Here is a 10,348-nt window from a genome sequence, read left to right as displayed (position 1 = left end):
TGTGGGGTTTCCCCATGTGAGAGTAGGTCATCGTCAAGATTAAATTCCGAAACCCCAATTGCGAAAGCAGTTGGGGTTTTGTTTTGGGCGGTAGAAAAGGTTCTGGCATATCGCCACTGTTCACCCCGACAAATTTGCACAGTTATTTCTGAGCCAGAACACTAGAATAGACGCCTGATCATTTTAGACTTAGAGCCCTATATGTCCGACCCGGTTGATACCCCTCAGGTGTCCGACCTACCTCTGGAGGACCTGGTTGCCTGTCATGAGTGCGACTTGCTGATGCGCAAGCCAGAACTTGCGCACGGTGAAAAGGCCCTGTGCCCGCGCTGTGGTTATGAGATGTACGCCCACCGCTACAATGTCGTCGAGCGCAGCCTGGCCTTGGTGATCGCGGCGCTGTTGTTGTACATCCCGGCGAACTTTCTACCCATCATGCAGCTCAATCTACTCGGGCAGTCTTCTGAAGACACGGTCTGGAGCGGCGTAGTCGCCCTGTTTAATACCGGGATGCAAGGCGTGGCCGTGGTGGTGTTCCTGTGCAGCATGGGCATTCCATTGCTTAAGTTGCTGTGCCAACTGGCGGTCTTGCTCAGCATTCGTTGGAACGTAGGCCGCAACTACGGCCTGTTGCTGTACCGCATTTATCACCATCTGCGCGATTGGGGGATGCTTGAGGTCTACCTGATGGGCGTGCTGGTGGCGATCGTAAAGTTGGCCGACATGGCCGCCCTCAGCGTAGGCCTGGGACTGGCCTGTTTTGTCAGCCTGTTGATGGTCCAGGTGCTGCTGGAGGTAGTCATGTCACCTCAACAGATCTGGCAAGCGTTGTCCGGGGAGGACGAACATGCGGGCGATTGATGCTGGCATTCTGATCTGTACTGAATGTCACGAATTGAACAGGCAAGACCCGGACACAGACGAGCAAACCTGCACCCGTTGCGGCGCGCTGGTCCACGCTCGCCGTCCGAACAGCCTGATGCGCACCTGGGCATTGCTGATTACTGCGGCAATTCTGTACATCCCGGCTAACCTGTTGCCTATCATGACGGTCAACTCCCTGGGGCAGGGCGCGCCGAGCACGATCATGGCCGGCGTGATCGAACTGGTTCAGCACGGTATGTTCCCGATTGCCGCCGTGGTGTTTATTGCCAGTATCCTGGTACCAACCTTCAAGCTGGTAGGCATCGCGCTGCTGCTGTTCTCGGTGCAGCGTCACCAGCCGCTTTCTGCCCGACAACGCATTATCATGTACCGCTTTATCGAATTCATCGGCCGCTGGTCCATGCTGGATATTTTCGTGATCGCTATTCTGGTTGCGGTCGTAAACTTTGGGCGACTTGCCAGTATCGAGGCCAATCTCGGTGCCGTGGCATTCGCCAGTGTGGTGATTTTGACGATGCTTGCTGCAGTAACTTTCGATCCCCGACTGATTTGGGATAACACGGAGTCGGACGACGACCATGACTGATTTGCCAAAGGCTAAAACCCGCCCCGCTTCGAACTGGTCGGCCATATGGGTACTGCCCTTGATCGCCCTGGTGATCGGCGGCTGGCTCGGATGGCGTGCCTACAGCCAGACGGGCATCGAGATCCAGGTTCGCTTTGAGAGCGGCGAAGGCATCCAGGTCAACAAGACAGAAGTGGTCTACAAAGGCATGCCTGTGGGCAAGGTCAAGACCCTGGCCCTGGATGATGAGGGCAGTAATCGCGGGGTGATTGCCACCATCGAGATGAACAAGGATGTCGAGCAGTACCTCAAGGCCAATACGCGCTTCTGGCTGGTCAAGCCAAGCGTCAGCCTGGCTGGCATTACAGGCCTGGAAACCCTGGTCTCGGGCAACTATATCGCTGCCAGCCCTGGCGACGGCGAGCCTACGCGCAAGTTCAAGGCGCTCTCCGAAGAGCCACCTTTATCCGACGCCAAGCCCGGCCTGCACCTGACCGTCAAGGCCGAGCGGCTCGGCTCGCTCGACCGTGGCAGCCCGGTGTTCTACAAACAGATCCAGGTCGGCCAGGTCAAAAGCTACTTGCTGTCCGCCGATCAGAACACCGTCGAGGTGAAGATCTACATCGAGCCGACCTACGCCAGCCTGGTGCGCAAACATACGCGCTTCTGGAATGCCAGCGGCATCAGCATCGACGCCAACCTGTCCGGGGTCAAAGTGCGCAGCGAGTCCCTGGCCAGCATTGTCTCCGGTGGTATCGCCTTCGCCACGCCAGAGAATCGCAAGGACAGCCCGCCCACCGATCCGAGCCTGCCGTTCCGCCTCTACGAAGACTTCGATGCCGCCGCCGCGGGTATCCGCGTCAAGGTCAAGCTCAGTGACTTCGAGGGCCTGCAGGCAGGTCGCACACCTGTGATGTACAAAGGTATCCAGGTCGGCAGCCTCAAGGCTCTGAAGGTGGACTCTGATCTGTCCAGCGCCAGCGCCGACCTGACCCTCGACCCATTGGCCGAGGACTACCTGGTGGAAGGCACCCAGTTCTGGGTGGTCAAGCCGTCCATTTCCCTGGCGGGCATCACTGGCCTGGAAGCGTTGGTCAAGGGTAACTACATTGCCATCCGTCCCGGCGACAAAGGCGCCAGCCCGCAACGCGAGTTTGTCGCGCGGCCTAAGGCGCCACCGCTGGACCTGCGCTCCCCAGGCTTGCACCTGGTTCTGCTCACCGAGAGCCTCGGCTCCCTGGAGGTCGGCAGCCCGATCCTCTACAAGCAGGTCAAGGTCGGTTCGGTACAGAGCTATCAGTTCTCGCGCAAGCGCAAGCAACTGGTGATCGGCGTGCATATCGAGAAGGAATACGAAGGCCTGGTCAACGGCTCGACGCGTTTCTGGAACGCCAGTGGCGTGACCCTCACCGGTGGACTCACCGGCGGCATCCAGGTCAAAAGCGAATCCCTGCAAAGCCTGATGGCCGGTGGTATCGCCTTTGAAACCCCTGAGCCGAATGTGCCGCTGAGAAATCGCATTCCACGTTTCCGCCTGTTTGCCGATCATGAAGCCTCCAGCCAACGCGGCACCCTGATCACCATCAAGGTGGACCGCGCCGATGGCCTGCGCACCGACACGCCGATCCGCTTCAAAGGCCTGGACGTGGGCAAAATTGAAAGCGTCGACCTGAGCGCCGACATGCAGTCGGTGATGCTCAGCGCACGCATCACCGAAGTGCCTGAGCGGATCGCCCGCGCCGGCAGCCAGTTCTGGGTGGTCAAGCCCGAGTTGGGCCTGATGAAAACCGCCAACCTGGAAACCCTGGTCACAGGCCAGTACATCGAAGTTCTGCCACCGGTGAAAAGCACCGGCCCGCAAAAGAACTTCGTGGCCCTGGCCCAGCCGCCAGAGACCAATGTGCAGGAGGCCGGCTTGAGCCTGGTGCTCAGCGCCGCCCGTCGTGGTTCGTTGAAAGTTGGCGTACCGGTCACCTACCGTGAAGTCACCGTGGGCAAGGTCACTGGATACGAGCTGGGCAAGACCGCTGATCGCGTGCTGATCCATGTGCTGATCGAGCCCAAGTACGCACCGTTGGTTCGCAGTGGCAGCCGTTTCTGGAACAGCAGTGGCTTTGGTCTGGACTTCGGTCTGTTCAAAGGCGCGACGGTACGCACCGAGTCCTTGGAAACCCTGATTCAGGGCGGGATCGCCTTTGCCACGCCAGACGGCGAGCGCATGGGCAACCCGGCGCTGCCTGAGCAGACGTTCCCGTTGTTCGACAAGTTTGAAGACGAGTGGCTGATCTGGGCGCCGAAGATCCCCCTGGGGAAATAAATCCAGGAGCTACAAAAAAGGCCGCGATCCAAAAGATCGCGGCCTTTTTATTGCTTCGCAGGAGCCGGCAAGCCAGTTCCTACAAGGTGTGCAGCATTCGGTCAGACCTCATCCAACTCCGGCTCGTCCGCCTGCACATTCACCGTTGCCTTCACCACATCATGGCGACGGATGTACTTCCAGTCCGCCTCATCGATGTAGATCCCGTTCGGCCCGCTGCCGCCTTCCAGGTCGATCGCCACCTGGGCGGAAACCTGCGGCTTCACACTGGCCAGGATCGGCACGAAGCCCAGTTGCAGGCTGGTTTCCAGCAGGGCTGCCTGGTTCTTCTCGTCGATATCCGCTGCCTCATCAAGGTAGTACGGCAGGCGCACACGACCGGCCTGGTCGCGGTCCATCAAGTGCAGCAACAAGTACATGTTGGTCAGCGCCTTGATGGTCATGGTGGTGCCGTTGGACGCGGCACCATCGATGTCGGTGTGAATCACCGGCTGGCCATTGACCTTGGTGATCTCGAACGCCAACTCGAACAGATCCTTGAGCCCCAACTGGTTATGGTTGGCGGCGACCAGGCGCGCCAGGTATTCCTTGGCCTCTTCGTTCTTGTTGTCCTGCTCGGCGCTTTGGCTGAGGTCGAACACCGACAGGGTCTCGCCTTCCTCATACTGACCAGCGCTGTGGATGATCTGGTCGATATGCTTGAGCGCTTCCTTGTTTGGCGCGAGCACAATGCGGAAGCTTTGCAGGTTCGACACCTGGCGCTTGTTGATCTCGCGGTTGAACAGCGCCAACTGGTGCTCAAGGCTGTCGTAGTCGCTGCGGATATTACGCAGGGTCCGCGCGATATCCGTCACCGCCGCACGGCGTGCCTTGCCCAGGGTCAGGGCTTCGTCGGTACGGTGTGCGTACGCGTTGATCAACAGGTGCAGGCGACGCTCCATATCGTCTTCGCTGTCGAACTTGGCCACGCCCTTGAGGCGCACCTGGGCATACAACGCCTCGATCTGGCCATCGGCGCGCAGCAAACCCTGCCAGCTGTCCTGATAGTCGTTGAGCAGTGGCAGCAGGTTGTCCATGGAGTCGTCGACCGGGTCCATGAACGGCGTGCCGAACGGCAAGTCAGCCGGCAACAACTGGCGACGGCGCAGCGCGTCATCCAAAGTGCGTTGCTTGGCTTCCATATCGCCGATTTGCCGGCCGACCAGCTGCAACTTGGCCGACAGCTGCTGGACGCGCTCGGTAAACGCATCGCTGGAGCGTTTCAACTCGTCCTGCGCGGCTTCCATTTGCGCCAGGTGCTCCAGTTTTTCGCCTTCCTCGGCGCTCAGGGTCTGGCTGCGACGGAAGTCTTCCAGGGCTTTCTGCGCATCCAGTACTTGTTGGTACAGCGCTTCAGTCTGGGTCTTGCTCGCCGCCCGGTCAGACGCTACCGCCTGCTGGGTTTTGAGTTGCTTGAGTTCTTTTTCCAGGCGTTCTTTCTGGTCGCGCAATGCCGCACGATCCGCCAAGGCTTGCAGGGCAGGTGGCTCGATATGCGAGATGTCGATGGACAGCCCCGGCACTTCAAAGCGCTCGCCGGTGAAGCCATCAAGGATCAGCTCCAGGGATTTTACCCACTGGCCGTCTTCATCCAGGGTGATGCCATGTTCGCCCAGCGGCAGGCTGAACAGCGAACTGTTGAACAGGCGCATCAGACGCTCGACGTCTTGCTGTGAGAATTCTTCCCGCAGTTTGGCGTAGCTGTTGTTGTCGGCGTGATCGAGTTGCTGCTTGACCGATTTCAGGCGTTTTTCCAGGTCGCGCAGGCGCTCATCCAGATCCTCGGCGCTGAACTGTCGCGACTGCGCCAGGGCGCCGGCCAGTTCGTCGTGCGCATCCTTGGCCGCCAGCAGTTGCTGCTCCAGGACCTTGACGTCATCCACCAGCGCAAAGCGATGCTTGAGCACCGACAACTCGCCCAACCAGCGCTGGATGCCGCTGATTTCCCGCTCCAGGCGCATCAGTTCCTGGGTGCCACCGCGCTGATCGTTCTGCAGCGCATCCTGCTCGTTGCGGTAGTGTTCGGCCTGGATTGTCAGCTCTTCCTTGCGCGCACTGGCGTAGTCCGACCAGGTGCCCAGCAACGAATCGAGCAACGGCGACAAACGGTGAAGCTTGCCACGCAGGACGTCGCGCTGTTTCACACCATTGGCCAACGCTTCGACCAAGGGGCCGGCGGCGACCAGGGAGTTGTAGTCCTGCTCCATGCGCCGCACATCGCGGAAGGCTTCTTCGCACGCGGCGATGTAATCCACACTGCCAGAGCGCAGGCTGTGCTCGAACGCATCGAGGAACAGTTGCTTGAGCTTGGCCGCAGTGATTTCGCGCATGTGCAGCAGGTTGATAAACAGTGCGCGGAAGGTCTTCAGGCTTTGCTCGCTGGTGGAGCGCAGCGGAATCAGGGTCAGGTCCAGCGGGATCGAAGTATGGCCACCCACCAGCAAACGTCGCAGTTCATCGGGCTTGAGCTCATAGGCTTTCAGGCCTTCGCGCTCAAGGTTGGTGAACAGCTCTTTCTGGCGCAGGCAGGTGTCGTTCTTCTGATAGTGGGCCAGGTCCAGCTTGCCGGCGTAGGCAAAGAACTGGTGACCGAAACCGCCGCCCGGGCCGCGGCCGACCACGCCGATCACGTGGGGGCCATGGGGCAGGGACACTTCGACGAGGATGTAGCTGGTGTCGGTGGCAAAGTAGAAGCGTCGCGACTGTTCCAGGGTGTACTTGCCGAAGCTCATGTCCGACATGCGCGCCAGGATCGGGAACTGCAAGGCGTTGATCGAAGCCGATTTACCGAGGTTGTTCGCGCCATACACCGACAGCGGCTCTTCCAGCGGGAACAGGCCCAGGCTGTAGCCGGCGGTATTCAATAGGGCGAAGCGGCGAATGCCGTAGCGTTCCTTGCTCATGCATCGGTCTCCTGTTCTTCGGCAATGGCGCGGGCCAGGGCGTCTTCCTCGCTTTGTGTTTCAAACTCGCTGAGGTCCAGCGGGTCATCGGTCTGCAGCAGTTTTTCATCGCTGTCTTCGTCGATGATCACCGGCGCCGGCAACGGCAGCACGCTGTGTACACTGGCCGCCAGGTCGCGGTCGGCCTGGACCGACAGGCACACGTCGAGGAAACGATGCATTGGCGGCAGGAACCGGTAGACGCCGTTATCTTCACTGGCAAAGCCGAGCTGGGTCATGCGGCGCATGATTTTTTCTTCCAGCTCTTCCTGGGTCTGCACTTCGGCCTGGATAAACAGGTCGCGGTATTTCTCCAGCAAGGAGGGCAACTCATCGCGGCCCAGGCTGCCACCATCCAGCACGGCAATCGGGTCGCGGCCCTGATCGGCCAGGTGCTCGACGATGATGAAGGTGAACAGTGCCAGGCGCTGTGCGGTCTTGTTCACCTGCGCGGCGGCTACGGCGGTGTCCGGCACGAAGTAGTAGAAACCACGGGTATCGCACACCAGCTCAAAGCCCAGGGCCTTGAACAGCGTGCGGTACTGGTCCTGGAAGTTCGACAATTGCGCGTACAACTCCGGGTCGCGGCGGCTGACGTGGTAACCCTTGAACAACTCGCGAAAGATCGGCGCCAGTTGGGACAGTTCGGATAGATCAAGATGCATGAGGTGTGCTCGCAGAGTGCTCGGCCGCGTCGCTGGCCGGGAGCAGGGCGAATGAGCGCAGGCTGACCTGGTGCTCGTGAGTATGGTAATCCTGGCGTTCCAGGCGCTCGCGCTTGAAACGCTTCTCCCGCGACAGGCGCGAGAACCAGTACAGCAATTCGTCGGTGGCACCGTCCGGTTCCTGCTCCAGCAGCCAGGTCATCAGGTCCGGCATCGGCAGGGCGTCTTCGCAACGCTCCAGCATCTCCTTGACCGTACGCGGCGCACGCTGGGCTTCGCCCTTATGGGATTTGTGCGCCTTGGGGAAGCGCGCCGGTTTAGGTTCGAAGTTCGCCAGGGCATACACGTAGGCCTCGACCTGACTGGCACTGCCCAGGAAGGTACTTTGCGGCCGGGTAAACATCGGCATCGCCGCTTGCGGCACCGCGTCCAGGCCCTTGCGCCGGATCGCCGACAGGGCCAGCGCTGCGCCACGGGTCACGGCGTTGTGCCGGCGTGCTTCTTCACGCAGCGGCAGCAGCAGTTCGCGGGCGTGACGCAAGGTCAACTGGGCGCTGGTCTGCATTTCGAGGATGCGCGCGTGGGTGCGCAGCAACATGTCGTCATCCACCAGGTGGCCCAGGCGCTGCTGCTCGGTGAGCATGCGCAGCAGCACGTTCTCCACCTTGCGTACGCCTTGCTCGAAGGCACCGTCGGCGTTCACCAGTTGAATCATCGGTTCGACGTACTCATCCCAGGTCGCCAGGACCTCGGCATAGCGCTGGCGCAACGGGATCTGTCGGTCGCTGGTCTTGGCGCGGTCGGCCACGGCAGCGAGGGCCTGTTCGTCGTTGGCGAGTTTTTTCAGCACGTCACGCACGCGCATGTCCAACAACCGCAGTTGGCGGGCCAGGTCATGGCCGTCGCGGATGTCGAAGGCGTCCTGGATATAGCCGGCCAGGCGCTCGAGATGGCGCAGGTAGGCTTCGATTTCCAGGCACAGGCCTAGCCGGTGCTCCTTGCGAAGATAGGCCAGGAAGTCATGGATCTGCGCATTGAGCTCGAAACGGTTCGGGCTTTTGGCGACAGGCACCAGGATATCCAGGCGAATCCACACGTCCAGCAGGCTGGTGATGTCCTGTGGCGTGCTGTCCAGTTGTTGGGCGGCCAGTTGCGCGCGCAGTTCGCCAAGGCTCAGGGTGCCTTGGTCGAAGTGTTCGCACAGTGGCTCAAGCAGGGCCCAGTGTTCGGCGAGGGCGCGCAAGACGCGCTTGGGTTCGATCATCGGAATGGCCGGCTGGTTGGCGATTAAAAGCGGCGATTGTACTGCATCAGGCGCGGGATTTATCCACAGCCGGTCAGGGCGCCTTCGCGATGGAGGGTCAGGAATGCAGAGAAAAGCATCAACGGTGGGCGATCGTTGCCGAAGGGCGGTAGAATCTGCGCTCTTTAGTTATCCACAAGTGGCCGAGCCTTGCTTATCGAGTCCCGACGTCGCGCTTACTTGACCGCCATGCAGGTGGTCAACTGGCTGCCGCGCACCGAATTGCCCTTTGCCGCCCCGTCGCGGCCCGAACTGCTGCAAGCGCTGGAACCGTTCGAGCCGTTCGCTGCCTCGGGCGAAGAAGCGGCGGCGCCGGTTGCGGTAGTCAAGCCCGCGGCTGAAGCGTCCGTGCGGCCATCGGAGCGGGTCAAGATCGAAGTGCCGCGCCCATCAATGGCGCCCAAGGTCGCCGCAGTGGCCGAAGATGCCCCGGCGCCGGTCGCCAAGGCTCCGGTCGTACCGCCACCGCGTTTTGCCTTGCAACTGCTGCGGGCCGGGCGCTGTTTGTTGTTGGTGGAGTTGCCGACCGGCGAACGTTTCCAGGCCCGCGATCCTGCCTATCTGCTGCTCAAGGACATGCTGCGCGCCGCCGGCCTGCCCGACAGCCCGCAGATTGTCGGCGAGCCCGTGCGCTGGCCGCTGCTGGTGCGCGGCAATATGGACCAGGGGCCGGACGCCGCGCGCGACTTCGTGCAAGGCTTTGTTTCGGCCCGCCTGGAAGATGAACCCTGCGTGTGCCTGTGGCTGATCGGCCTGCCCGCCGTGCGGTTTGCCGGTGAGGCGAATGCCGAGGCCTGGTACCGCGAGCTGCAGGTCGACGGCCTGGGTTCGGTGTGGGCCTTGCCGGGCCTGGAATTATTAATGGAAGAGCCACAGCGTAAGGCTGATGTCTGGCAAGCCATGCGCCGGCTGATGGCGCGCTGGAAAACAACCGATGAGTGAGGCTTTATCCTTTCGCCCGATGACCGAGGCTGACCTCGACGCGGTGCTGAAAATCGAATATGCGGCGTTCAGCCACCCCTGGACCCGTGGCATCTTTCTCGACGGGCTGGGCAAGTACCAGATCTGGCTGATGTTCGAAGGCGAGCAGCAGGTGGGCCACGGTGTAGTGCAGATCATCCTCGATGAAGCGCATTTGCTGAACATCACCGTCAAACCGGAAAACCAGGGCCGCGGCCTGGGCCTGGCGTTGCTGGAACACCTTATGTCCCGTGCCTATGCCGCCAGCGCCCGGGAATGCTTCCTCGAAGTGCGCGACAGCAATACCGGCGCATTTCGCCTGTATGAACGCTATGGGTTCAACGAAATCGGCCGTCGCCGCGATTACTACCCTGCCGTCGGTGGTCGCGAAGACGCCGTCGTCATGGCCTGCACCCTGGTCGACTAAACACCCCTTGTAGGAGCTGGCTTGCCAGCGATAGCGGTATTGAATTCACCATCGCTATCGCAGCATAGGTATCTACACAACTATCTTCTTGGTGTGTGTACATATCCGTTGCTGCGATCACGGCCACTTAAGGTTCCGCTCTTACAGCGGGTCACTTTCGAAGAGCGCGAAAGTAACCAAAGCGCTCTTGCCCCACCACTCGGTGCCTCGCCTAGGCTCGGCATGCCCGCAGTCAGGCATTGCTC

The 10,348-nt window shown here is 60.8% G+C and carries 8 protein-coding genes; 5 read left to right on the top strand and 3 right to left on the bottom strand.

From position 1 onward, the window contains the following. Positions 1–201: 201 nt before the first annotated feature. From BHC62_RS24215 to BHC62_RS24205, 3 genes are read left to right on the top strand one after another with little or no spacing between them, the layout of a single operon-like run. Entirely contained in the window at positions 202–861 is a 660-nt protein-coding gene (locus BHC62_RS24215; protein ID WP_070996416.1) for a paraquat-inducible protein A, read from the top strand. Continuing rightward, positions 848–1,471, top strand: a complete 624-nt coding sequence (locus BHC62_RS24210; protein ID WP_029295837.1) for a paraquat-inducible protein A — start codon at positions 848–850, stop codon at positions 1,469–1,471. Before BHC62_RS24215 ends, BHC62_RS24210 begins: the two co-directional genes overlap by 14 nt. Next, positions 1,464–3,767, top strand: coding sequence for a PqiB family protein (locus BHC62_RS24205; protein ID WP_070996415.1), 2,304 nt, complete (start codon positions 1,464–1,466; stop codon positions 3,765–3,767). The genes BHC62_RS24210 and BHC62_RS24205 overlap by 8 nt, the downstream gene beginning before the upstream one ends. Positions 3,768–3,868: 101 nt before the next feature. Here BHC62_RS24205 and mksF read toward each other — a convergent pair whose 3' ends face one another. The 3 genes from mksF to mksB are packed head-to-tail and all read right to left on the bottom strand — an operon-like array spanning position 3,869 to position 8,677. After that, complete coding sequence (gene mksF / locus BHC62_RS24200) at positions 3,869–6,709, bottom strand: Mks condensin complex protein MksF (protein ID WP_029295833.1); 2,841 nt, start codon at positions 6,707–6,709, stop codon at positions 3,869–3,871. Further along, complete coding sequence (gene mksE / locus BHC62_RS24195) at positions 6,706–7,413, bottom strand: Mks condensin complex protein MksE (protein ID WP_029295831.1); 708 nt, start codon at positions 7,411–7,413, stop codon at positions 6,706–6,708. Before mksE ends, mksF begins: the two co-directional genes overlap by 4 nt. After that, positions 7,403–8,677, bottom strand: a complete 1,275-nt coding sequence (mksB, locus tag BHC62_RS24190) for an Mks condensin complex protein MksB (protein ID WP_070996414.1) — start codon at positions 8,675–8,677, stop codon at positions 7,403–7,405. The genes mksE and mksB overlap by 11 nt, the downstream gene beginning before the upstream one ends. A 228-nt stretch (positions 8,678–8,905) precedes the next feature. Here mksB and BHC62_RS24185 point away from each other — a divergent pair, with 228 nt between their 5' ends. Together BHC62_RS24185 and rimI are read left to right on the top strand one after the other, a co-directional pair. Continuing rightward, positions 8,906–9,658 (top strand): energy transducer TonB, encoded by a 753-nt coding sequence (locus BHC62_RS24185; RefSeq protein WP_070996413.1) that lies wholly within the window; start codon positions 8,906–8,908, stop codon positions 9,656–9,658. Beyond that, positions 9,651–10,103: a ribosomal protein S18-alanine N-acetyltransferase gene (gene rimI / locus BHC62_RS24180; protein WP_005784514.1), complete on the top strand. Its 453-nt coding sequence runs from the start codon at positions 9,651–9,653 to the stop codon at positions 10,101–10,103. The genes BHC62_RS24185 and rimI overlap by 8 nt, the downstream gene beginning before the upstream one ends. Positions 10,104–10,348 lie beyond the last annotated feature (245 nt).

It is taken from the genome of Pseudomonas sp. 06C 126, assembly GCF_001855215.1.
Taxonomy (GTDB): domain Bacteria; phylum Pseudomonadota; class Gammaproteobacteria; order Pseudomonadales; family Pseudomonadaceae; genus Aquipseudomonas; species Aquipseudomonas proteolytica.
The sequence above is the reverse complement of the archived record's forward strand: the minus strand, read 5'-3'. Positions and strand labels throughout refer to the sequence as shown.